Consider the following 22,602-nt stretch of genomic DNA (forward strand, 5'->3'; position numbering starts at 1 on the left):
CCAGTCTTTCAGGAAAAATTAATGGGACGGGACTCCATGAACAATGCCACAACGTCTGCCCAGGGGACTTTTTGCCCCGATTAACCTAGACTTGAGAAAAAAGCTGATTTTTGTGACTATGGCGACCTTTTCCTCCCTCGAAATTTTTAACCCCCATCTTTCGGCCATGGCTTTGGGGGCGGATTTCCATTGGCAGACCCAGGGAGAAAAGGGCCATCTGGCTTTGACTTTAATTCCCCAAGCTGACGGTCAATGGTTATCACTGTTGGGGGGAAAACTGCGCTTTTGGCTACGGGGCATTAGTTTAACAGTCCAGGCTGAAGGCGCGACCACTGACCATGGGCAAAAATTTTTTAATGTGGGGGAGATAGTTTTCCCGTCAGAAGCTGTTTCTCCCCAAACTGTAAATGTTGAACTTGCCCTAACTGGACAATGGGCCCGACTCCAGGCAGAAGTTAAAGCAGAAGCTCGGCAGGTGGCGATCGCCGAAACCCAAGGCCTGTGGCCACCGGATTTGAGTCCGAACCAATTGGCTATTGCCGATCGCCTGTTGGCTAAGTTTATAGCGGAAAATTACCTAACTCCGGCCCTTTGTTGGGGTCAATGGCTCCTGAGCAAATCAGTCGATGCCGATCCTCAAATTATCTGGCAACCTCTATACAATGTCGAAAATAATCGCACCGTAACGGAAGCAGACACCGGGAACCTTGGCGATCGCCTGCAATTAATCATCAACTCCCCCCAGTTGGATTGCCTTACCCTGGGGAAGTTAGTCGGTTTGGACCCGCAACGGGATTTGGCGGGAGGCAAATTTGTGGGTGCTAACCTCAACAGCATTGACCTTAGTAATGGCCAACTAATGGACAGCAATTTCCGGGGAGCTATTCTGACCGACAGCGATTTGAGTAATACCGATCTCCGCCGGTCCAATTTTCGGGGTGCAGACCTGAGTGGCGCTTACCTAGAAGGGGCTAATCTCAGCCAAGTTGATTTTCGTAAAAGTAGTTTAGCCCTAGCAACTTTAATCGGCACAGACCTACGGGAAGCGGATTTGCGGGGAGCCACTCTCCAAAACGTCAATTTCAGTGGCGCAAAGGTGGAAAATCTCAGTTTTGGTGACAATCCGGGGTTAGCTCCCAGTCAGGAAGCTTGGTTACTGGAAAATGGTGCCCAGTTAGCTTCCGAATCGGTGCAGGAAATGTTACGCTGATAGCTGGTGTGAATTCTTTTCGCAAGATGAAAGGGTCAGCCCAAGTCTGTCCTGGACACGTAGCTCAGTGGATAGAGCATCAGGTTCCGGTCCTGAGGGTCGGGGGTTCGAATCCCTCCGTGTTCGTCTAGTTCCATTACCTTTCATAAACCTTTGTGTCCCCAAGCAGTGTGATATGATGGGGAGTGCTCAATTTTTAGACTAAAGAAATAAAGTTAAACCCCGATGGCAAAAAAATCCATGATCGAGCGGGATAAGCGTCGTAGCCGCTTGGTAGCAAAGTATGCTGCTAAACGGGAAGCGCTCAAAGAAGAATTCCGTCAAGCTGAAACCCTAGAAGACAAATTAGCTGTTCACCAAAAATTGCAGGATTTACCCCGCAATAGCGCCCCCAACCGTCGCCGTAACCGCTGTCAGGTTACAGGTCGTCCCCGTTCCTACTACCGTGACTTTGGCCTTTGCCGCAATGTTTTACGGGAATGGGCCCACCAGGGTCTTTTGCCCGGTGTAACCAAGTCTAGCTGGTAATATTGCCCAGTTCTGGCTGTGGGTGATCGAGGCTTTGATTGCTTCCTGTAGGGAAACTCGAACCCCTAATCATAGTTGCTGGAGTCTGACCCACTAGCATTTGTAATTCAATCTGATCAATTTCCCCCAAAACCTAGGTTAATGGGGGATTTTTACTGGCTGAGTTAAACCAATTACAGATTATTTAACCGACGACGTAGGTCGTCCAATTCCTGGTCAATCACCGCATCATCTTGACTGGCATTATTAGCTGGTACTGAGGAATCAACAGGAGCCGCTTCGAGTTGGGGCGTAGCGGCAGAGGTTCCCGGTAATGCTCCACCGGCCATGGAAGCTTTCAGGGCGGCCAACTCGTCTTCTACCCCACTGCTGGCTTCCAACTGGGCAAACTGGTTCTCGATGCCAAAGCCGGCTAACTCCCCTGCCGCTTGGGAAGTGGCTTCCATATCCAGTACCTTGTTCTCCATCCGTTCAAAAGCACTAGTAGCACTGCTAGTACCTAAGCCCCCGAGGGTTTGCTGCAGTTCAGCATTAGCCTTGGCCGCTTTGGCCCTGGCCTGCAACATATTTTTCTTGGTTTTAGCTTCGGAAATTTTTGCTTCTAGAGCCGCGAGGTTGCGACGGAGATTCTCCGACATGGTCCTCTGTTGGGCTAGCTGGGTTTGGTACGCCGCCGCCGTATCTGTCAGACTTTTTTTGCGGGCCAGGGCTTCCCTAGCCAAATTTTCTTCCCCATTGGTGAGGGCTAATTTTGCCCGGTCTTCCCATTTCTTGGCTTCCTGGGTGTCTTGGTTAAGACGTTGCTCTGTTCGTTTTTCTTCGGCGATCGTGCGGGCAACGGCCTGGCGGAGTTGCACCAGGTCTTCCTGCATATCGATCACGGCCTGTTCCAGAACTTTTTCTGGATCTTCAGCTTTACTGACGAGGTCGTTGAGGTTAGCCCGGACGACGCGGCCTAAACGGTCAAATAATCCCATGTCTTACTTATCCTCTCAAAATCGCTGGGGGTTAACGAATGGGGGTCTGTACAGAAGTCCGCATAAGGGGGACTAAGGAGTTGGCCCTATGTTGATCCAGTGTAAACCAAGCCCGCAGACACTAGACAGCCTTGGAGTTGGTTTTAGTGGCTTTCGCCATGGTGCCCTACCCTAGAATGGAAACACAGGTAGTCCAATCGAGATTTGATTGTGGAGGCATAGCGTTATGGCAAGTCTATTTAAAATTTTGCGCTCCCTTGCCATTCCAGCGGTGATTGCTGGTCTGGCTTTTATCAGCATCGGTGATATGTTTTTGCCCGATCCCTGGGCTAGTTATAGCAAAAACACCAGGGAACAAATTAATCAAAAATTATTGGGGATGGCTCCAAAGCCAAATATTAAAAAGCCCAGTGAAATGAGGGAAAAACAACTTGAACAGTTAAAGTAGTTGGGCTTGGGCTTAATTGCTATTCCTAGTCTGCTGACAAGATTTTGCCCTACCCGCCGAATCCTTTCGTTATCCTTCCCTACCCGTAACCTATTTTTCCATGGCGATCGCCAAATTACCCCGTCAAATTCTGCCCAACCTGTATCGTTTTGCACCCAATCGGGACACCCTGGGGGGAACAGCCTATTTATTAATCACTGGGGAGGGCAATGTGTTGATCGATTGTCCGGCTTGGCATGAAGACAATGAAGCATGGTTGGGGGAACAAGGCCCGGTGCGTTGGCTATGTCTGACCCATCGAGATGGCCATGGCCCCAAAGTGAAAACAATCCAGGAAAAGTTAAGCTGTCAGGTGGTGGTACAGGAACAGGAGGCTTACCTTTTGCCCGGGGCAAGGATATGTCGTTTTCGGGAACAATTGGCGATGGCCCCGTTCCTCACGGCCATCTGGACTCCTGGTTATTCTCCCGGTGCTAGTTGCTATTACTGGGGAGAGAACGGCGGTATTCTTTTCACCGGCCGTCATTTACTGCCCGATGGGGAAGGTAATCTAAGGGCCATTAAGCAGGCTAAAACATTCCACTGGCCCCGTCAGCAAGCCAGTGTGGAAAAAATTCATCGCTATTTGGATGAAAAAAATCTGCCCCTCAGAGCGGTTTGCCCAGGGGGAAATGTGGGTTATTTGCGGGGAGAAGATTGGTGCTTAAATCCGAGGGAATCACTGGAGTCAATGCTCAGGGAGTTTCAGGCAAAAGTCTAACGGCAGTTAAGACCATGTAAGCCCCCAATCAAACTGGGGAGGTGGCATTTGCCTAAATCCAAATCTCCCCTTCCGCACAAAACTTGACTGACTAGGACTAGGGTTAAACGGCCTGGGGTTGTTGCTGGGGCTGGAACTGGAAGAGAGAATAAACCACGTTGCGGCGGATATCGATCATCATTTCCAGGAACATTTCATAACCTTCTTGCTTATATTCAATCAAGGGATCTTTTTGTCCATAGCCCCGTAAACCGATGGATTCCCGGAGAGCTTCCATGGACTGGAGATGCTCCCGCCAGAGATTGTCGATCTGTTGGAGGATAAAATACCGTTCCGCCTCCCGCATTAGTCCTGGACGCACCTTATCTACCTGGGTTTCTTTCAGATCATAGGCTTTGCGGACTTCTTCGTGGAAGAAGGTTTTCATTTCCCACACGGTCATATCCCCCAAATCTTCCACCGTTAGGTCTTCGAGTAAATAAACGAACTGCTTAGCCTTGTCGAGCATATTTTCCACGTCCCATTCCTCCGGGGGCAATTCCGGGTTGACGTATGCATCGACAATTTCATCCATGGTTTTTTCGGCATAAACTAGCACCTGCTCTTTTAAATCCAAACCTTCCAGCACCCGCCGCCGCTCTGCATAGATAGCTTTCCGCTGATTATTCATCACCTCGTCATACTCAAACACCTGCTTACGGATGTCGTAGTAATAGGTTTCCACCTTCTTCTGGGCCCCTTCTAGGGAACCGGTGAGCATTTTGGATTCAATAGGCATATCTTCTTCCACCCGGAACATATTCATTAGTCCCGCCACCCGATCGCCGCCGAAGATGCGGAGTAAGTTATCCTCCAAGCTGAGGAAAAAGCGTGTGGAGCCCGGGTCCCCTTGGCGACCAGCCCGCCCCCGCAATTGGTTATCTACCCGACGGGATTCATGGCGTTCCGTGCCAATGACGTGCAGTCCCCCCAACTCTACCACTTCTTTATGTTCCGCTGAGGTTAGAACTTCGTATTCCCTGCGAATTTGGTTATACACCTCCCGCAGTTTGAGAATCACAGGATCATCGGTGGGGCCCTTCTCCGAGGCGATCGCCAATTTGTCTTCTGCTTCCAGTTCTGTTAAACTTTGCAGACCGTACTGATCCACTGCAAATTTAACAGCTTTTTTGAGTAAGTCTTCCGTTTCCTGGCTAATGGTAGTGGGGTAAATGTCCGGCGATACTTGCCAGGTTTTCACCTTTTTTTTGCCATTTTGATTGCCAAACCCCTGGGGTTTTTCTCGGCCACTGACCCAACCTGTTACCCCAGCCCCCAGTTCGTCATCTTCCGGGCGGACAATTTTCGGCATTAAATATTCCCGCACTTTCAGGCGAGCCATATAGTCCGAGTTCCCCCCCAAAATAATGTCCGTACCCCGACCAGCCATGTTGGTAGCAATGGTTACCGCCCCTTTGCGTCCTGCCTGGGCCACAATTTCCGATTCCCTTTCTACATTCTCCGGCCGAGCATTGAGCAAGTTATGGTGAATGCCGCTGGACTGCAACAGTCGGGAAATAACTTCTGATTTTTCCACGCTAGTAGTACCCACCAGGATGGGACGACCCTGTTGGTGCAATTCTTCGCATTCCAATGCTACCGCTTTCCACTTTGCTTCTTCGTTTTTATAGACCACATCGGGCCAATCCTGACGGCTAGAAGGACGGTTAGTAGGGGTAATGGTTACCTGGAGGTTATAAACCTTTTCCAATTCCGTTTCTTCCGTTTTGGCTGTCCCCGTCATGCCGGAAAGTTTGGGGTAAAGCAGAAAGAAATTTTGGTAAGTAATAGTGGCCAAAGTTTGACTTTCCTTTTGGATTTCCACCCGCTCCTTAGCTTCGATCGCCTGGTGCAAACCGTCACTCCAACGGCGACCGACCATAATCCGACCGGTGAATTCATCCACAATCACGACTTCCCCATTACGAACAATGTAATTCACATCTTTGAGGAATAATTCCTTCGCTTTGATGGCATTGAAAATGTAGTGGGCCCAGGGATCATTCTTGTCGAATAAATCCGTGGTTTGTAACAATTGTTCCGCCTTCTCAAAGCCTTCATCGGTCATGAGCACGTTACGCTGTTTTTCATCCACTTCATAATGAATCTCCGGCTCCAACTGGGCGGCAATGTCCGACGCTTGCAAATATTTCTCTGTGGGGCGCTCCACTTGACCAGAAATGATCAAAGGAGTACGGGCTTCATCAATTAAAATCGAGTCAACTTCGTCAATGATGCAAAAATTAAAGGGGCGCTGTACCACTTCAATCATGGCGGTGGACATGTTGTCCCGTAAATAGTCAAACCCTAGTTCGCTGTTGGTGGTGTAGGTAATATCGCAGGCGTAATTCTTTTTCCTTTCCTCAGGATTCATGCCGGACTGTACTAGACCCACCGTTAAGCCCAAAAAGCGATGGATTTGCCCCATCCATTCCGCATCCCGCCGGGCCAGGTAATCGTTCACCGTCACCACATGGACCCCTTTGCCCGTTAAACCGTTCAGATAGGAAGGTAGAGTGGCCACCAGGGTTTTTCCTTCCCCAGTTTTCATTTCCGCAATTTGCCCTTTGTGGAGAATAATGCCCCCCAACAGTTGCACGTCAAAGTGACGCATACCCAACACCCGTTTCCCCGCTTCCCGCACCACGGCAAAGGCTTCTGGCAAAATTTCGTCTAGGATTTCTTCTGTTTCCGCATCGCTGCGGGCCTTATCCAACGCTTCCCGAAATTCGACGGTTTTATACTTCAACTCATCGTCAGACAGCTTTTCAATGTCCTCTTCGTAGAGGTTGACCTCCGCCACGTAGGGTTGAAACTTTTTCAGTTTGCGGGTATTGGGATCACCAAAGAGGGCTTTTAACATGGGACTTGGGATAGGGAACCGATGGGCAGTCTAACTGGGGAATTTAACGGTCAGGCGATCACCATTCTCTGGCTTTTTTGGGCACAGGAGTTAGCAATCCTTCAACGACTTATCTTAACATTCCGTATCGTTCCGGTCGGTAGGGGAATTCAATCCCGTCAGTGACTAGTGGTTGATCTGCAAATCCGAGTCCTATGCAATCTTGGTCCACCAGGAAACCACAGCAAATAGATAGAATAAAAGCCCACCAATCAACGTCACTGTTTTCTCAGAAATACGCCCTGCCACAAATTTTCCTCCCATCACCGCAATCACCGCACAGATGGTATGGCCAAGAATGGCACCCGCCGACACTCCCCAGGCATTATTAGACGCTGCTAAAGCAATGGTTGCAATCTGGGTGCGATCGCCCCATTCCGCCACAAAGGTGAGGGCAAAGCTTTCCACCACAATGCCCCATCCCCGGGGCACAATTTTTAACTTTTTCTCGCCGGAGGCAATGGCTTTTTCTGCATCTTCCATTTCCTCCAGATTTGCCGTGGCTTTTATCCGCCGAGCGTCCCACAATAGTTTTGTGCCAAAAATCAAGAAAAGAGCTACCTCGGCATAGTTGATGTATCTAGTGGGCAAAAAGGTGAAAATTTGTCCCATTAATACTGACAAAATAGTCATTGCCGCCAATCCTCCCACTACTCCGACTAACACCCAACGGCGGGGATAGCGCATAGCTAAAATCATGGCAATAAAAAAAGTTTTATCCCCTAATTCCGAAACAGTTATCAACAATAATCCGGCAGTAAAAGCGGTCAGCATAGATCAGCCAGGAACAGAGCAACGCAGTAAACACCTGCCCAATTTATCATGATCTAGGTTATTTCTCTTTAAATAAACTCAATTTTTTTCATCAACTGTTTAGCCCACATTAATTCATATTTTATTCATTTTATCTTCATTTTTATTTCATTGTTTTTTGAGTTGCTGTTTAGTATTGACATAAAATAAAATTCTGTTGGTCAATTTATTTGAACTATAAATATTTAGTCTTTTATGCACTCTATTTGTATTGATGTATGTTTGCAAGGCGATCAGATCTAAAAGTCTGTTCAGAGAGTTGAGTTTTGGCTGTTTAATCCCCCCTTGGAAAGGGGGTAACTGTCACAAAAGTCGCCCTTTTTAAGCCAGAGCTTTAGTGAGGAGATTTAGGAGGATAAATACCTAGCCTGGCACGTTTCAAACACTTTCTAAACGATCAAACCTAGTCCCACCAAAGGGCTACCCCTTGGTCTTGGCGCAGGGCATTTTGCAGGATGGTTAACCCAAAGTCGGGATCATCCCAATCCACTCCCTCTAGCAGGTTTTGCAAATCGGGGGGGATTTCTTCGCCAGCTTCCTTGCCCATCGCGAGAATATCATCAAAACAACCAAATCCCTGGTCAATGACATCGGGGCAGAACTCGTAAATTTCCTCGGCTAGGGCTTTCAAATCCGTGGGTAAGTTCTCAAAGCGGACTATGAGGCTATCAAAGCTCACTTCACCGATTTCAATGCCATATTGCCCATCCCATTGCTGAAGCTTAGCAATCAAATCTTCGGTGGTGATGTCGTAGTTAATGCCGTTGGTTTGTTGCTCAATAATTGCCGTTGGATCAAACATAAAATAAACGAATTTTTTGACTACGCCTTAACTTTCCTTCCAAGGTAGCAGGGGAGTGGGGGGAGTCAACCCTAGGTGTTCATAGGCGGCGGTGGTGGCAATGCGGCCTCGACTGGTGCGGGCCAGGTAACCAATTTGTAGCAGGTAGGGTTCGTACACTTCCTCAATGGTTTTGGCATCTTCCCCTGTGGCAGCGGCGATCGCCTCTAGGCCGGTGGGGCCTCCCTGGAATTGTTCAATTAAAGTTTGTAAAACTAAGCGGTCTGTCCAATCCAAACCCCGTTTATCCACTTGGTATAAATCCAATGCTTCCGACGCAAGGGCAGGGTCAATTTCCGGCTGTTGTTTAACCTGGGCGTAATCCCGCACCCTTTTCAGTAAACGGTTGGCAATGCGGGGAGTTCCCCTGGCTCTCATGGCGATCGCCTCGGCCCCTGTGGGGGAAATAGATACGGATAAAATACCAGCGGTGCGGAGGATAATTTGTTGCAACTCATCAACCTCGTAAAATCTCAATCTTTGAATTAAGCCAAACCGATCCCGCAGCGGCGAAGTCAAAGAACCTACTTTGGTGGTAGCCCCCACAAGAGTAAAGTGGGCTAACTTTAAACTGCGGACTTTGGCGCTTTGGCCTTTGCCCATAGTGATGTCCAAACGAAAATCCTCCATGGCAGGGTAGAGCAATTCCTCGGTTAGGCGATTTAAACGGTGAATTTCGTCGATAAACAAAATATCCCCCGGTTGCAGAGCCAATAGTAGCCCCGTAATATCCCTGGGACGTTCTAACGCCGGAGCCGCAGTAATTTTGCAACGTACCTGCATTTCCTCCGCCAAAATTAGAGCTAGGGTGGTTTTGCCCAACCCCGGTGGGCCGTATAACAGCAGATGGTCGATCGCCTCTTGCCTACCTTGGGCCGCTTGGATAGCAATGCGCAACACTTCCTTGAGATCCCGTTGGCCAATGTAATCCGCTAACCGTTGGGGCCTGAGGGATGCCTCTTGCTGTTCTAACTCTGGGCTGGTACTGCGTTCCTGGGGAATAACTTCCGGGGAAAGGAGATCGGATTTAACGTTGGGAGAAAGATTATTGTTGCCGGAACGTTTAATGGCCATGGCGCAGGGAAAAGGAAAGGCTCAGCTTGAGTCGGTTCTAGTCAGTATCCCCCCATCCTACATTGGCGATCGCCGCCGGGTTGTTCGGAACATCCCAGCAAAAAAGCCTCCAGCCCTCGATAATCCGCTAACCTGAAATTAGGTACTTCTCCCCCATTTACCCAAGGCGTTAAAGCATTCAGGGGTTGATTTTTTAAGGTTATGCAAACAACCAGTGACGTTCTCATTATTGGCGGTGGCATCATCGGTTTGGCGATCGCCGTGGAACTGAAATTAAAGCAAAAGCGGTTGCAGGTCACAGTGCTGAGTCGGGATTTTGCCCAGGCGGCCAGCCATGCGGCGGCGGGAATGTTAGCCCCCCATGCGGAACAAATCGCCCCAGGCCCCATGCTGGATCTATGTTTGGCTTCCCGCTGGCGTTACGGGGAATGGGTGGAAAAACTGGAACAGTTAACAGGCATGGAAACGGGTTATAACCCCTGTGGCATCCTCTCCCCCGTGTTTGAAGCGCCCCATGGCAATAGTTCCACTAATTCTGCCTGGTTAGACCAGGAAACCATTCGATACTATCAACCAGGGCTGGGGGAAGACGTAATTGGTGGTTGGTGGCATCCCGACGATGGCCAAGTGGATAACCGCAAACTGGTCAGTGCTCTGCGGCAAGCGGCCCAATCCCTGGGAGTACAAATTCAAGAAGGGGTCACCGTCCAGGCGATCGCCCAACGTCATGGCCAAGTGACTGCGGTGCTAACGGATCAGGGTTCTTTCCAAGCAGATAGCTACGTGTTGGCCAACGGCTCCTGGGCCAAGGAATTACTGCCCCTGCCGGTATTCCCAGTTAAAGGTCAAATGATGGCCCTGCGGATGCCAGCGGGAACTCACCAGCCCTATCCTTTGCAACGGGTACTTTTTGGTCCCCAAACCTATCTGGTGCCCCGGCGGGATGGCCGCTTAATTGTGGGGGCAACTTCGGAGCAGGTGGACTGGCAGCCCCATAATACGCCCCAGGGCATTCAAACCCTATTAGGTCGAGCCATTAGACTTTTCCCGGCCCTAGGCGATTGGGCCATTGAGGATTTTTGGTGGGGATTTCGCCCCGGCACCCCCGATGAACAGCCTTTCTTGGGCTATGGCCCCTGTGATAATCTCATTTTGGCGATCGGTCATTACCGCAACGGCATTTTGCTCGCCCCCATCACCGCCGCTTTGATTAGCGATTTAATCCTCGACCAGAAGGTTTCTCCCCTCATCCATGCCTTTAGTCCCCAACGTTTTCTAACAACTACCAATCCCCCTGTACTGTCCTGCCGCCCTATGACTGCTGTATTTCCTTCCATTGCCAACCCTTCCCTGCCCCATGCCGCTGAAAATTCAGAGGGCAGTAAAGATTTGCTAGAAATTGCTGGCCGTAAATTCCACTCCCGCCTAATGACGGGCACCGGCAAATATCCTTCCCTCACCACCATGCAGGAAAGCGTCGCTAGCAGTGGTTGTCAGATTGTCACCGTGGCAGTGCGCCGAGTACAAACCAATGCCCCAGGCCACGAGGGATTAGCGGAAGCCATTGATTGGTCCACCATTTGGATGCTCCCCAACACCGCTGGTTGTCAAACGGCCGAGGAAGCTATTCGGGTAGCCCGGTTGGGAAGGGAAATGGCTAAGTTACTGGGCCAGGAAGATAATAATTTCATCAAGCTAGAAGTCATTCCCGATACCCAATACCTCTTACCAGACCCCATTGGCACCCTCGAGGCGGCAGAACAGTTGGTTAAGGAAGGTTTTGCCGTACTGCCCTATATCAACGCTGATCCCTTATTGGCGAAAAGGCTGGAAGAAGTGGGCTGTGCCACTGTGATGCCCCTTGGTTCCCCCATCGGTTCTGGGCAGGGTATCCGTAACGCCGCCAACATTGGCATCATTATTGAGAATGCCAAGGTTCCCGTGGTGGTGGATGCGGGCATTGGCACCCCCAGTGAAGCAGCCCAAGCAATGGAAATGGGCGCTGATGCGGTGTTGATCAACAGTGCGATCGCCATGGCGGCCAATCCCGTGGCCATGGCCCAGGCTATGGGAATGGCTACCCAAGCAGGGAGGCTCGCCTATCTGTCGGGCAGAATGCCCATTAAAGCCAAGGCCAATGCCAGTTCTCCCCTCACGGGCCTAGTGGGTTAGGAGATTTTCCGGATCAAAAGTCCCAAACTCTTAGAGCGTGTTTGAAAAGTCGGCATAATTGGGAAAAATGGTGAAGAATATAGAATTTTCACCATTTTCCATTCTTCACCCTACTTTTCAAACATATTCTTAACTAATGAGAACTTTTAAAAACAGCAACAAAAAAATACTCAACAATTCAGGCACAGGAAATCCCAACAATAAAGCGTTCATTAGCCACTAAAATTACCTTGCAGCTATCGAAACTTGCTTTGCAAATCGGCGAGCTGGGGCGATCGCCAAGGACAGGTGGCGACCCGTTAAACTTGAGTCAAGACAAATAATCCCGAATAACTATGGCAACTACCGCTGATGAAGTTTGGCAATTGCTTGGAGAACTGATCCAGTCCCAGAAAGAAACGGAACGGCGTTTGCAAGAAACTGAACGTTTACTGAAAGAACAGTCCCAAAAAACTGATCGCCAAATTCAAGAGTTGAGTAAACAAATTGGTGGTCTAGGCAAAAAATTCGGCAGCTTTACTGAAGGGCTGGCCTTGCCTTCCATGGAAACTATCCTCTACGAAAAATTTGCCATGGAAGTGGTGACCCCCAGCGTCCGAGTGAGCAAGCGGGGCAAACATATTGAATTAGATGTGCTGGCCTATGCCAATGGAGAGGTGAACACCGCCATTGTGGTAGAGGTTAAAAGCCATGCCCGCCAGGAATCCATCGGTCAATTAATTACCCACCTGCAAAGCTTTCGGGAATTTTTTCCTGAGCATGGAGACAAAAAACTCTATGGCATCCTCGCCGCCGTAGATTTGTCCAATGCCCTGCGGGAAGAAGTGTTAAAAGCTGGATTATACGTCGCCCGCATTCGGGGAGAAATTTTTGAACTCGATACTCCCCCCACTTTTCAGCCCAAAGCTTGGTAGGGAGAATTTCTACCTCTACCCATGGATAACCGCCATAAACTTTCTGCCCCTAATCCTGCTATAGAATTCAGTAGTAGAATCAAATTTAGATTTATTTATTCATGGCCCTTCCCTTTGACCTGGAGCAAACTTGGCTCTATCCCCTGCCCGAATTTAGTTTGATTGCATTACAAGGGGAAGACCGGCGGCGCTTTTTACACAACCAAACCACCAACGCAGTGGAAGCTAGGGCTGTGGGGGAATGGTTTGAAACCGTATTCGTCAACTCCACCGGCAGAACCTTAGAACTTGCCACGGTCTATGTACGTCAAGACTCCCTTTGGCTTCAAGTGGAAGCCGGGCAAAAAGATTTCCTCTGGCAATGGATGGACCGATTTATTTTCCCCTTTGACAAAGTGGAACTGCGGGATTTATCTGCCCATTATCGGGCGGTGGTGCTGTTGGGGGAAAAGGTTGAAGAGCATAATTTAGGTTGGCAATTGCCCACTGGGAACCAATGGTTAGCCCAATCGGTGCAGGGAGTTGAATTGCTCATTTCCGCCCAAACGGGGTTGGATTTGCCCGGTTATACGGTGATTTTTCCTGCGGATCAACAGGAATTGGTTAATCAACTTTGGGGGCATTTACCCCTAATCAACCCAGACCAATGGGAAAGTTTGCGTATTTACCAGGGCAGACCCCAAGCAGGGAAAGAATTAACAGAGGACTACAATCCCCTCGAAGCGGGTTTGTGGCGAGCGATCTCTTTTACTAAAGGTTGTTACATTGGGCAGGAAACCATTGCCCGTTTGAATACTTACCAAGGCGTCAAACAAAGGTTGTGGCGCATTACCCTTGATCGCCAGGCGGAAGCGGGAACGGTGATTACCCTAGAAGGACAAAAGGTGGGCATTTTAACCAGTGTGAAAGGATTGACGGGGTTGGGTTACCTCAAAACTAAGTTGGTTGATCAGGGCATGACAGTGCAGTTGGGAGAGGCGATCGCCACGGTAGAAAAACCACCCTACCTGAGCCACCAATATTACCAAGGGCCCAGTTAGATCCCAGCACAAAAGTTTTTCCGCTCAAAAGTCAAATTGATCGGGCAAGTTTGCAAGGACTAGAAGCCTGTCAAAAGTCTTCTTGGTCAGTCTGGACATCAAACCTGGCTGCTAACACCTCTGCTACCGCTTCTTCCAAATCCAGAGGTATAAGTTGGCCATGATTTTCCCTTGGGCTGAGCCAACCATCCAAGGGCATCAGTCGTAACTGCCGACTTTCTTGCCAGAGGTCCATAACAGTTTTTCCCTGGTTATCAAGGCTAATTTCCAGATAATCAAAGCTGTTGACGTTGAGATAAAGGGATTGATTGGTAACAACGGTAGCCTGTTGAGCATCGCTAAACACATCTAGGATCCAACCCTGGCCTTCGGCCTGGGATATGCCATCCAATTGATAGTAGTAATTAACCTGTCCTAAATCGTTTAGGGCCCGTTGCATATCTTCTTTGTTGACCAAAATACCCTGTTCTATCACACAGGGAGCCGGCAGGGGGAGGGGATGAAATTCAGGATTCATGGGGGTGAGGGCGGGGTAAAAAGCTTGGTCAGTCGGTTGAAGCTAAATATTTACGATTATTAATTCCACCAGGATTACTAACAAAAATCACGTAAAAGTATTAGTCTAGATGGGGAATTTTAGTTTTGGGTTGCCAAGCCGTCGGTGGAGCGATTTGATTGATCCCCGCTTCAATTTTGATCTTAGCCCAAGAATTCGTAACTAGATTTTAAGTTTTTGCTGAGTGGCAACTTCTTACCCTGGGAATGGTGATTTATGGAATGGTGGCGTCGCTGGTATTTTCTCTGGGGCGGAGATAGTGTGGGGGCGGCCATTCTGTTTTACACTCGTTTGCCCTGGCCTCCGAGCTGGCCAGTAAATTTTGACCGTATTGCCCGTTGGATAACCCTAATGGGACTTTTGCTGTCCCTAATTTTGCTGGCGTTAGATCGAGGCTTACATTGGTTGGGCATGGACAACCTATTGCAATCAGCCGTTGTGGTTAGCCTTTGGTTAGCTTTGACCGGGGGGCTCCATTTGGACGGGGTAGCGGATACGGCCGATGGTTTAGCGGTGACCAATCCCAGCAAACGCTTAGCGGTAATGCAAGACAGTTATACGGGGGCCTATGGCGTGATGGCGATCGCCGTGGTTTTATTGCTAAAAACCTTTGCCTTGGCTAGTTTTAGTGACCATGGTTTAGCAAGCTGGGCCCTTATCATGGCTTTGGGGTGGGGCCGTTGGGGCCAACTGTTGGCGATCGCCCTTTATCCTTACCTGAGAGAAAACGGCAAAGGTGCCATGCATAAACGCAATTTAAAATTAAGGCCCGATTTGCTGCTGGGCACAATGATTATTGTCTTTGGGGGAGTGGGCATGGGTTACGCCCTAGCCATTGAGCCTTGGTTGATTCTGGGGGCTACGGGGAGTTCGGCACTAATAGCCTGGGCCGTGGGGCGGTGGTTTGCTCAACAATTTAAAGGTCACACGGGGGACACCTATGGCGCAGTGGTGGAATGGAGTGAAGTATTGATTTTGCTAGGTTTGTCCTTGGTTTAAAGGTTTGAGCCATCTCAATGGCGGTTAATTTTGCCCCGCCATGGGATTATGACCAGTATCAAAGTGAATCGGCGATAATTGTCCTAAATTTTGCAGGAGTAGACATTGGCAGAAAAACGGAAAAAACGGCGATCATCCTCTTCTTTGTTTGGAAAACCCCTATTGGGTTTGGTAGGATTGACCCTAGCGTTATATTTGTTGAGGGGCTGGGGGATTATTACCTTTTTACCTGGGGGAATCTTCCTTGGCATGGCCGCCCTCACGGTCTTGGTGGCCCTGTTGTACGGCTGGGAATTGACTAGCCGTTAGGTCAATGTTGGTAATGCTGGGGTAAAATTCAGACCGCAAACTGTTGTGATCATTGCCGCAGGTTTGTTCGTTTTTGCTTAACATTTAACTCTGTTTCCGATTCGATTCATCTAAATCTGGTTCAATTGCTGAGTTGCCATGACTGGAAAAGTTGCCGAAAGTGATCCCAAAGGACTGTTAGTACTGATTCTGCCCCTGGCCGTGGCGATGGTTTTTATCTACAAAACCTGGCGGTGGATTTTGTTCGGTCTCACCTTGGCGATCGCCTGGGTGGCCTGGGACAATTATCAATGGCAACAGAAATGCATCGCCATCGACCCCCTGTTCAATCAACTGGTGCAAAAAAATCAGGGCATCATCACCAAGGCAGATTTGATTGATGCGGGCATTGCCAAAGGTCGGGCAGCCCAACGTTATCTGGATGACAAGGTGGCGGAGTATGGCCCCTACGAAAAACAGGTGGGGCAAGCGAAAGTTTACTACTTTATTTCTTCCTCTACCCTAGGCGACATTTTTGACGACAGTGAACCGGAATTGGAAGAGCCTGCCCCCAGCTCTCGCCAGTTAGCCGCTACCACCGCTCCGGTGGTGGACCATCCCCTAGTACCTCCCCAGGAAGAATTGATGGCGGCCCCGGTTGGTCAAAGTCCTTTCTCCCAATTGGCGGAAATTAAGGAAGCCCGTAAGCACCAGGAAGAGGAGAAGACGGCCGAAGCCACGGAATCCACTCCAGCAGAAACTACCCCAAGCAATTCCGCCCTGACCTTGATCCAATCGGAATTAGCCAAGCGCCTAGACACCACCTCCAGCACCCTAGCCCGGCGCAAAAACGAAGATAATTTTGCCGACTGGAGTCAAACTAGGGACCCCGATGGCCTGGCTTGGAGCTATGATCCAGAGTCCAAATTATTCGTCACCATCTAGTCCTTTAGTAATCATTTAGCATCAAGTTGTTGGCTTTCTATGACCATTACTTTCCAAGCTGTTATCGCCAAGTTGAACGAATTTTGGGCCCAGCAAGGTTGCCTCATTGCCCAACCCTTTGACACGGAAAAAGGCGCTGGCACCATGAATCCCCACACCTTTCTACGGGCGATCGGGCCGGAACCTTGGTCAGTGGCCTATGTGGAGCCCTGTCGCCGGCCCACCGATGGCCGCTATGGAGAAAATCCCAACCGGGTACAGCACTATTTCCAGTATCAGGTGTTAATTAAGCCTTCCCCGGACAATATTCAGGAAGTGTATCTTGATTCCCTACGGGCCCTGGGTATTCAGCCCGAGGATCACGACATTCGTTTTGTGGAAGATAACTGGGAATCCCCAACCCTGGGGGCCTGGGGCGTAGGCTGGGAAGTGTGGCTCGACGGCATGGAAGTGACCCAATTTACCTATTTTCAGCAATGTGGTGGCATTGACTGTCGCCCCGTTTCCATCGAGATTACCTATGGCTTGGAACGGTTGGCCATGTATCTGCAAAATGTGGAGGCGATCGACCAAATTCAGTGGAATGAAAAGCTCAGCTACGGGGATATTTTCTGGCAGGGAGAAGTAGAGCAGTGTACCTATAATTTTGAAGCGTCTAACCCCGATTTATTATTTCAATTGTTTGCCCTTTACGAACAGGAAGCAGGGCAGTTAATCGAACGGGGTTTAGCTTTGCCCAGTTTGGAATATGTCCTGAAATGCTCCCATGCGTTTAATTTACTCGACGCGAGGGGAGTAATTGCCGTGACTGAGCGCACCCGTTACATTGGTCGCATTCGTAACTTGGCTAGGGAAGTGGCCCATATTTATTTACAACAACGGGAAGCCCTAGGTTTTCCCTTGGATAAAAAAGTAGATAAACCAATTTCCCTCGTATAGGCTGATTTAAAAACTTAAATTACCGCCCAGCCTGTCCCCTACACCATTAATGGTGAATTTGTTGTTTCTTTTTTTCATTATGTCCTTTTTCCCAAATAATATTTTCGATTATGATCAACAAGCAATTACTGATTTACTAATTACTGCTTCTCTGAAAATTCTCTTTGCGCTAGCAATTTTATTAATTGGCTTTTGGTTATCGAAAAGACTACAAAAGCTAATTATTAGAGCCTTAAGAAAATCCAATCTGGAGCCAACTTTTATTTCCTTTGCGGGCAATATCAGTTACTACCTACTTTTGGTTGTGTTCTTTGTGCTCTGTTTAGCCCAACTAGGCATTCAAACTAGTTCCCTCGTCGCTCTTTTGGGGGCTTCCACCCTGGCGATCGGTTTAGCTCTGCAGGGTTCCCTCGCTAACGTGGCAGGGGGTATTTTGCTGGTGTTGTTTAATTATTTTCGGGTGGGGGAAAGGATCGAAGTTGCTGGCATTGAAGGGATCGTGGAGTCGATTGAGATACTTTCGACTACCATTTGTACCTACGACAATCGCTTGGTGACTATTCCCAATAAACAAATCATTGAAAATAATATTATTAACCATGTGGGTAAGCCCGAGCGCCGCATAGATTTAGTCATTGGGGTGGGGTACGAGGAAGATATTGACCATGTACGGTCTTCTTTACAGTGGGTAATTGATCAAAATAGTGAAGTTTGCACAGAACCAGCCCCTACCATTGCCCTGGGGGAATTAGGAGATAGCAGTGTTAATTTCTACGTGCGTCCCTGGGTAAAATCTGAAGATTACTTCCGCCTCAAATTGCAATTAACCGAAGCAATTAAACGGAAGCTAGACGAAGAAAATATTTCCATTCCTTTCCCCCAGCGGGACGTACATTTAATTCAACCAGAAACAAAGGAGTTGGATATTAAAGCGGCTTAAAAGTTAGCTACATTTCTAAGGTTACTAAGTAATTAGGGGGAATGACTGAATTTCCCCCATGGTCTCAGTGGGGGATGATAATCGAGGGAGAAAACTTAGTTATTCTGCCCATCTTTATCAGTGAAACTCCGGTAATTGACAAGTTCCATACAATTTCCCCTTACCATCTGGTACCCAAGGATTTTTGCCACCTCGTCCCAGGACAATTAACGCTATGTTTCAGGCCACCCGTCGACGTTTAGCTTTGTGGTACACCTTGGTAACAGCGGTGTTATTGTTGCTATTTGCTAGCGGGGTTTATTTCTATGTCCGTCAAACCTTGGTAGAAAGAATTGATGACACCCTTAAGCATGTGGTGGAAGTGGTGAATCGTTCTCTGGTGGTACAAGGCCTAGACCAGGCGGAATATGGGCTGAATGTGTCGGCAAGTTTTCGCGATAATGACGCTTCCGTGGACGATGACCACATTGATTTGGAGTGGTTCAGTGCGGAGGGTCGCTTGCTGTGGTCCACCATGGGCAACAATTCTCCCCTTTCCCTTGCTAGCCAATCTAAGACAGAGACAGTTTCTTTTTCCGGCGATCGCCAGTTGCGCCAAGTAACGAAAAGAATTCAGGAAGGGGGCATGGTATTGGGCTATCTGCGGGTGAGCCATCCTTGGTTTGAAGTGACTAAACCCATTCAGCAATTGGCCTGGGATTTAAGCTTGGGGCTAACTATTTTGGTGAGTAGTGCGGCGGCCATTGGTTGGTTTCTATCGGGGTTAGCGATGGAGCCGATCGCCGAATCTTACCAGAGCTTGAAACAGTTCACCGCCGATGCCTCCCACGAACTTAGAAACCCCATTGCGGTGATTCAAACCAATGTGCAACAGGCTTTGGAATATCCCGAAGCGGACCCCCAACAACAACGCCAACAACTCCAGGTCATTGAACGACTTACCCAACGGCTGGGCAATTTGGTTAATGATTTGCTCTTCCTGGCCCGTTCTGACAGTGGGACCCTCGGCCGGACTTGGCAAACCATTCCTTTGGATGCGTTGTTGATTGAGGTGATTGAAGAACAACGGCTCACCGCTGAACAACGGGGAATTTTTCTTTCCCTTAGAATCGAAAGCCGGGGAGAGGAACTGGAGGAAGATTTCACTGTGCAAGGAGATTGGGACCAGTTGGCTCGCCTATTCACTAACCTAATTACCAACGCCTTTGACCATAGCCGGCCCCGGGAACAAACGGAACCTTCCGTAGCCCTCACCCTAGAACACTGTACTGCTGACCATGGGGCCCTGCGACCTAGGCAATCTGGCTTACAGGTCACAGTGGCAGATAACGGGGTGGGCATTGACCCAGAGCAAATTCCCCATTTATTTGACCGCTTTTTCCGGGCGGATCCTTCCCGATCGCCTAATCAAGGGGTTGGCCTCGGGCTGGCGATTGTGGCGGCCATTGTTCAGCATCACCAGGGCAAAATCAGTGTCACCAGTTCTCCCCAGGGCAGTCAATTTCGGGTGCAACTGCCTAGTGCCGCTCCTCTTGGATAGGCAGTTAAATTTCCCAGTTTTAAACTTCTTACTTTGCTTTATCGTTTCCCTACGATTTCCCCTGCTCACTGAACAACAAAGCTAATTATTTTCCTGTTTTTCCGCCGATTGTCGGGCTAGACCCTGGATAAAGCCAAAAACTACCAACAGATTGGAAAGGGATAAAAATACCTCTGCACTGCCGTGGAGCCAATCTACATCGGCCAACTGGGCTTGGTAATGGCTTTCAGCGTAGAGCCCCGCAGGGATAGTTACCACAACAAACACCAATAGAACATAAAATCCCACCATTACGAGCTTGGGGGTTTGCGGCGATTGCCGTAGAAACCAGAGAAAACCCAGGTAGGGAAAAAGGGAAAGGGCAAAAAGATTTTCCTTGGCAAAAATTTGGCTAAGTTCCATCAGGGCTTGGGGGCAGAGGGCTGGGCTGATTGACGATAAATCCACCAGGCCGCCAGGCAAAGGGTAATATTGCCAATCACGGTGGTCAGGGCCTGGAGCGTCACTAACCAATCTAACTGACTAGCATTGTCAAAGAAATGCCAAGTACAGGCACAGGTGGCACTCACCAGGGCTGGCACCATCCCCCAGGCCAGGGCCCGCCAGTGGCCATAACCAGCTTTTGTAGCATAACGACTCACCAAGGCGATCGCCACGATCCATTCAATGACACTGGAAACATGAACCATCCAAGTGGGAATTGAGAGAGCATTCACTATGGGCTATCCTGGGTGACTGATTTCTATTCAGTAACGATTGCAATCAAAACAAACCAATCATACTGTTCAAAGCCACTGCCGACTGGGGAAAGCAACCTGAGCCATATCTTTTAGGCAAGACCTTTAGGCAAATGGTAACAAAAGCGTTTCGTCTGGTGTGGTTGCAATTTAGGGTTCCGAGGAAAAACTCCACTACCTCGATGATGTTAGTCCCATGGGGTGGTCGTTGCGGAAAAACGCTCCATCTGACCGATTGGTTAACTCTGGCTAATTTCGGTTAATACCTACGGCTGGCGATCGCCAGTAATTTCCGAAACCAATCAGTGCCTGGGTTGGGCTCTTGGCCGGAGGAAATGTCCTACCATGGGGAATACGTAACGAAATATTAAGCAAGTTTCTGTGCTTGTTGCTATGTCCATGACCCCGATCGCCATTTTATTCTCCACTCCCTTGAAGCGTTTCCTGCGGGAAAAGGTGCTCCTGGGCAATGCTCCCAGTTGGGAGTTACTGGCCATCCTCAGCATTTACTTTGTACAAGGGGTGTTGGGTCTCTCCCGTTTAGCAGTGAGCTTTTTCCTCAAGGATGAACTGGGACTGAGTCCGGCGGCTATGGGGGCTCTGATTGGTTTAGGGGCGGCGCCCTGGATTCTGAAGCCAGTGCTTGGTTTAATGTCCGACACGGTGCCTCTATTTGGCTATCGACGGCGATCATACCTCTGGTTATCGGGGTTAATGGGTAGTGCCGGTTGGCTATTGTTTGCTGCCTGGGTGAGCAGTGGTACTCAAGCCGGGTTAGTGTTGCTTTTCACTTCCCTATCCGTGGCGATCGGCGATGTGATTGTCGATTCCCTAGTGGTGGAACGGGCCCAACGGGAATCCTTAGCCCAAGTGGGATCTTTGCAATCCCTCACCTGGGGAGCCGCCGCCGTGGGGGGCATTATCACCGCCTATGCCAGTGGGGCTTTGTTGGAGTGGTTTAGCACCCGCACCGTATTCGCCATCACCGCCATTTTTCCTTTGCTGACCGTTGGGGCAGCTTTTTTAATCAGCGAAGTTTCCACCGCTGAGGAAGAGGAGAAACCGCAACCCAAGGCCCAAATTAAATTGGTTTGGCAGGCGGTACGTCAAAAAACGATTCTATTGCCCACTTTGTTTATTTTCTTTTGGCAGGCAACCCCCAGCGCCGAGTCAGCCTTTTTTTATTTCACCACCAACGAGTTAGGCTTTGAGCCGAAATTTTTGGGGCGGGTGCGCTTGGTCACTAGCGTGGCCGGATTGATTGGGGTGGGACTTTACCAACGCTTTTTAAAAACCTTGCCTTTCCGGGTGATCATGGGCTGGAGTACAGTGATTTCCAGCCTGCTGGGGTTAACTACCCTGATTTTAATTACCCACGCCAACCGAGCCATGGGTATTGATGACCATTGGTTTAGCTTGGGGGATAGCATTATTCTCACCGTAACGGGGCAAATTGCCTTTATGCCGGTGTTGGTTTTGGCCGCGCGCCTCTGTCCCCCGGGCATTGAAGCGACTTTGTTTGCCCTATTGATGTCGGTGATGAATTTGGCCGGCGTATTGTCCTTCGAGGTGGGGTCATTACTGACCCATTGGTTGGGGGTAACGGAAACCCAATTTGATAATTTGGCTTTGTTGGTCATTATCACTAACCTTTCCACCCTGCTGCCCTTGCCCTTTTTGGGACTGTTGCCAGCGGGAGATCCCCAAGTAAAAGACAAAACAGAAAAAGAGGATAATCCTGATGACCCAGGCGATCGCCTGGTGTTGCCTCCAGCGGAAGTGTTTGAACATCATACAGTGGGCAGTTTGAGCGACCAAAATTTCTTGCCCGAATTTTTCCCGGAAAAAAGTTCCAGCCGTCCCTAGTTTCCGGTGAGTAGGGCTACAACGCTTTGCCCCTGGAGGCAATACTTTAGACTGGAGAGGGGATTGATTGGCCT

Annotated in this window: 22 protein-coding genes, 1 tRNA gene and 1 pseudogene; 15 read left to right on the forward strand and 9 right to left on the reverse strand. The window is 49.2% G+C overall.

Annotation, left to right across the window (positions count from 1 at the left end; all coding sequences use genetic code 11):
• Nucleotides 1-43: 43 nt before the first annotated feature.
• The 3 genes from SYNPCCP_RS12385 (at nucleotide 44) to rpsN (ending at nucleotide 1,738) form a co-directional block, all read left to right on the forward strand.
• Entirely contained in the window at nucleotides 44-1,210 is a 1,167-nt protein-coding gene (locus tag SYNPCCP_RS12385) for a pentapeptide repeat-containing protein (RefSeq protein ID WP_010873570.1), read from the forward strand.
• 53 nt (nucleotides 1,211-1,263) lie between these two features.
• Nucleotides 1,264-1,336 (forward strand) — tRNA-Arg (locus SYNPCCP_RS12390).
• 99 nt (nucleotides 1,337-1,435) lie between these two features.
• Nucleotides 1,436-1,738, forward strand: coding sequence for a 30S ribosomal protein S14 (gene rpsN / locus SYNPCCP_RS12395; RefSeq protein WP_010873571.1), 303 nt, complete (start codon nucleotides 1,436-1,438; stop codon nucleotides 1,736-1,738).
• 173 nt (nucleotides 1,739-1,911) lie between these two features.
• Here rpsN and SYNPCCP_RS12400 read toward each other — a convergent pair whose 3' ends face one another.
• Complete coding sequence (locus tag SYNPCCP_RS12400) at nucleotides 1,912-2,715, reverse strand: PspA/IM30 family protein (RefSeq protein ID WP_010873572.1); 804 nt, start codon at nucleotides 2,713-2,715, stop codon at nucleotides 1,912-1,914.
• A gap of 226 nt (nucleotides 2,716-2,941) precedes the next feature.
• Between SYNPCCP_RS12400 and SYNPCCP_RS12405 the strand changes: the two genes are divergently transcribed.
• Both SYNPCCP_RS12405 and SYNPCCP_RS12410 read left to right on the forward strand, forming a co-directional pair.
• Complete coding sequence (locus SYNPCCP_RS12405) at nucleotides 2,942-3,163, forward strand: hypothetical protein (RefSeq protein ID WP_020862115.1); 222 nt, start codon at nucleotides 2,942-2,944, stop codon at nucleotides 3,161-3,163.
• A 100-nt stretch (nucleotides 3,164-3,263) separates the two neighbouring features.
• Nucleotides 3,264-3,923 (forward strand): MBL fold metallo-hydrolase, encoded by a 660-nt coding sequence (locus SYNPCCP_RS12410; protein ID WP_010873573.1) that lies wholly within the window; start codon nucleotides 3,264-3,266, stop codon nucleotides 3,921-3,923.
• 103 nt (nucleotides 3,924-4,026) lie between these two features.
• Here SYNPCCP_RS12410 and secA read toward each other — a convergent pair whose 3' ends face one another.
• The 4 genes from secA to ruvB all read right to left on the reverse strand — a co-directional run bounded on the left by secA (nucleotide 4,027) and on the right by ruvB (nucleotide 9,592).
• Complete coding sequence (gene secA, locus SYNPCCP_RS12415) at nucleotides 4,027-6,825, reverse strand: preprotein translocase subunit SecA (RefSeq protein WP_010873574.1); 2,799 nt, start codon at nucleotides 6,823-6,825, stop codon at nucleotides 4,027-4,029.
• Between the two features lie 192 nt (nucleotides 6,826-7,017).
• Nucleotides 7,018-7,638, reverse strand: coding sequence for a TMEM165/GDT1 family protein (locus SYNPCCP_RS12420; RefSeq protein ID WP_010873575.1), 621 nt, complete (start codon nucleotides 7,636-7,638; stop codon nucleotides 7,018-7,020).
• A gap of 442 nt (nucleotides 7,639-8,080) precedes the next feature.
• Nucleotides 8,081-8,479 carry a DUF4253 domain-containing protein gene (locus SYNPCCP_RS12425; RefSeq protein WP_010873576.1) on the reverse strand — a complete coding sequence of 133 codons (399 nt, stop codon included), beginning with the start codon at nucleotides 8,477-8,479 and terminating at the stop codon, nucleotides 8,081-8,083.
• Between the two features lie 27 nt (nucleotides 8,480-8,506).
• Nucleotides 8,507-9,592, reverse strand: a complete 1,086-nt coding sequence (ruvB, locus tag SYNPCCP_RS12430) for a Holliday junction branch migration DNA helicase RuvB (RefSeq protein ID WP_010873577.1) — start codon at nucleotides 9,590-9,592, stop codon at nucleotides 8,507-8,509.
• 201 nt (nucleotides 9,593-9,793) lie between these two features.
• Between ruvB and thiO the strand changes: the two are divergent.
• The 4 genes and pseudogenes from thiO to SYNPCCP_RS12445 all read left to right on the forward strand — a co-directional run.
• A pseudogene (gene thiO / locus SYNPCCP_RS17695) lies at nucleotides 9,794-10,765 on the forward strand (glycine oxidase ThiO); the annotation flags it as partial.
• 177 nt (nucleotides 10,766-10,942) lie between these two features.
• Nucleotides 10,943-11,764 (forward strand): thiazole synthase, encoded by an 822-nt coding sequence (locus SYNPCCP_RS17700; RefSeq protein WP_369791791.1) that lies wholly within the window; start codon nucleotides 10,943-10,945, stop codon nucleotides 11,762-11,764.
• Between the two features lie 335 nt (nucleotides 11,765-12,099).
• Nucleotides 12,100-12,678, forward strand: a complete 579-nt coding sequence (locus SYNPCCP_RS12440; RefSeq protein ID WP_010873579.1) for a DUF3782 domain-containing protein — start codon at nucleotides 12,100-12,102, stop codon at nucleotides 12,676-12,678.
• Nucleotides 12,679-12,779: 101 nt separating this feature from the next.
• The gene (locus tag SYNPCCP_RS12445; RefSeq protein WP_010873580.1) at nucleotides 12,780-13,718 is read left to right on the forward strand and encodes a folate-binding protein YgfZ; all 939 of its coding nucleotides are present in this window, start codon (nucleotides 12,780-12,782) and stop codon (nucleotides 13,716-13,718) included.
• A 70-nt stretch (nucleotides 13,719-13,788) separates the two neighbouring features.
• On the opposite strand, the gene SYNPCCP_RS12450 is transcribed toward SYNPCCP_RS12445, so the two are convergent.
• Nucleotides 13,789-14,235: a hypothetical protein gene (locus SYNPCCP_RS12450; RefSeq protein ID WP_010873581.1), complete on the reverse strand. Its 447-nt coding sequence runs from the start codon at nucleotides 14,233-14,235 to the stop codon at nucleotides 13,789-13,791.
• Nucleotides 14,236-14,490: 255 nt separating this feature from the next.
• On the opposite strand from SYNPCCP_RS12450, the gene cobS reads away from it, so the two are divergent.
• The gene (gene cobS / locus SYNPCCP_RS12455; RefSeq protein ID WP_010873582.1) at nucleotides 14,491-15,273 is read left to right on the forward strand and encodes an adenosylcobinamide-GDP ribazoletransferase; all 783 of its coding nucleotides are present in this window, start codon (nucleotides 14,491-14,493) and stop codon (nucleotides 15,271-15,273) included.
• A gap of 225 nt (nucleotides 15,274-15,498) precedes the next feature.
• On the opposite strand, the gene SYNPCCP_RS17335 is transcribed toward cobS, so the two are convergent.
• The gene (locus tag SYNPCCP_RS17335; RefSeq protein WP_158299081.1) at nucleotides 15,499-15,666 is read right to left on the reverse strand and encodes a hypothetical protein; all 168 of its coding nucleotides are present in this window, start codon (nucleotides 15,664-15,666) and stop codon (nucleotides 15,499-15,501) included.
• Between the two features lie 54 nt (nucleotides 15,667-15,720).
• Here SYNPCCP_RS17335 and SYNPCCP_RS12460 point away from each other — a divergent pair, with 54 nt between their 5' ends.
• The 4 genes from SYNPCCP_RS12460 to SYNPCCP_RS12475 all read left to right on the forward strand — a co-directional run bounded on the left by SYNPCCP_RS12460 (nucleotide 15,721) and on the right by SYNPCCP_RS12475 (nucleotide 19,925).
• A complete protein-coding gene (locus SYNPCCP_RS12460; RefSeq protein ID WP_010873583.1) occupies nucleotides 15,721-16,506 on the forward strand; it encodes a hypothetical protein in 786 nt (261 codons plus the stop codon).
• 39 nt (nucleotides 16,507-16,545) lie between these two features.
• On the forward strand, nucleotides 16,546-17,445 hold the full coding sequence (gene glyQ, locus SYNPCCP_RS12465; RefSeq protein ID WP_010873584.1) for a glycine--tRNA ligase subunit alpha: 900 nt from the start codon (nucleotides 16,546-16,548) through the stop codon (nucleotides 17,443-17,445).
• Nucleotides 17,446-17,494: 49 nt separating this feature from the next.
• Nucleotides 17,495-18,385: a mechanosensitive ion channel family protein gene (locus SYNPCCP_RS12470; RefSeq protein ID WP_010873585.1), complete on the forward strand. Its 891-nt coding sequence runs from the start codon at nucleotides 17,495-17,497 to the stop codon at nucleotides 18,383-18,385.
• 214 nt (nucleotides 18,386-18,599) lie between these two features.
• On the forward strand, nucleotides 18,600-19,925 hold the full coding sequence (locus tag SYNPCCP_RS12475) for a cell wall metabolism sensor histidine kinase WalK (protein ID WP_010873586.1): 1,326 nt from the start codon (nucleotides 18,600-18,602) through the stop codon (nucleotides 19,923-19,925).
• A gap of 81 nt (nucleotides 19,926-20,006) precedes the next feature.
• Here the strand turns inward: SYNPCCP_RS12475 and SYNPCCP_RS12480 are convergent, their stop codons facing one another.
• Together SYNPCCP_RS12480 and SYNPCCP_RS12485 are read right to left on the reverse strand one after the other, a co-directional pair.
• Complete coding sequence (locus SYNPCCP_RS12480; protein WP_010873587.1) at nucleotides 20,007-20,372, reverse strand: DUF3593 domain-containing protein; 366 nt, start codon at nucleotides 20,370-20,372, stop codon at nucleotides 20,007-20,009.
• Nucleotides 20,327-20,641 (reverse strand): DUF2499 domain-containing protein, encoded by a 315-nt coding sequence (locus SYNPCCP_RS12485; RefSeq protein ID WP_010873588.1) that lies wholly within the window; start codon nucleotides 20,639-20,641, stop codon nucleotides 20,327-20,329. Before SYNPCCP_RS12485 ends, SYNPCCP_RS12480 begins: the two co-directional genes overlap by 46 nt.
• A gap of 402 nt (nucleotides 20,642-21,043) precedes the next feature.
• Here SYNPCCP_RS12485 and SYNPCCP_RS12490 point away from each other — a divergent pair, with 402 nt between their 5' ends.
• On the forward strand, nucleotides 21,044-22,528 hold the full coding sequence (locus SYNPCCP_RS12490) for a folate/biopterin family MFS transporter (RefSeq protein ID WP_010873589.1): 1,485 nt from the start codon (nucleotides 21,044-21,046) through the stop codon (nucleotides 22,526-22,528).
• Nucleotides 22,529-22,602 lie beyond the last annotated feature (74 nt).

It is taken from the genome of Synechocystis sp. PCC 6803 substr. PCC-P, from assembly GCF_000284455.1.
GTDB lineage: Bacteria > Cyanobacteriota > Cyanobacteriia > Cyanobacteriales > Microcystaceae > Synechocystis.